1 pseudogene is annotated in these 543 nt (G+C 57.1%); it reads right to left on the reverse strand.

The annotated features are described in order from the left end of the window. Positions 1 to 174: pseudogene (locus tag HV796_RS43230) on the reverse strand (IS6 family transposase); the annotation flags it as partial. Between the last annotated feature and the right edge of the window lie 369 nt (positions 175 to 543).

The raw sequence follows: 543 nt of genomic DNA on the forward strand, positions 1-543 counted from the left end.
AACCCAACGCATGATCGTCGTGTGCGCGAGTGACAAACCGCGCTCTGCCATCATCTCGACCAGATCCCGCAGGCTAAGCTTGTAGCGCAGATACCAGCGTACACACAGAATAATGATCTCCCGATCAAAATGCCGTCCACCGAACAGACTCTCCAGACTCTTCAGCTTGCCCATTATCGCCCATCAATTCGTGTAGTCCGACGACTCTAACCGATTCACTGTCTCCGTTTGCAGCAGAGCCCCTCCACGATTCCCGGGGCGGTTCACTTTGCAGTGGAATCGGCGTTCGCTTTACCGTGGAATGGCTGTTCGATTTGCGTGGAATACGCACAATGGACTAGTTCCACTACTTCCGCAGGCGAACTGAAGTAGTTTTCGCGCACTCTTACGTTCATTCAGCACGGCGGGCGAATCGCCGAAGCGTGGTCAGAAAGCCCTCTCGGGTGTTGCCGAACCGCTGGGCGACGCTCTGGACATTCTCCCCTGCCTCTACCGCAGCGCCCGCCGGCCCATCCACTCAAGCGTTGCCAGAGGTCCCTCTCG

Source organism: Paraburkholderia humisilvae, assembly GCF_902859855.1.
GTDB classification, from domain to species: domain Bacteria; phylum Pseudomonadota; class Gammaproteobacteria; order Burkholderiales; family Burkholderiaceae; genus Paraburkholderia; species Paraburkholderia humisilvae.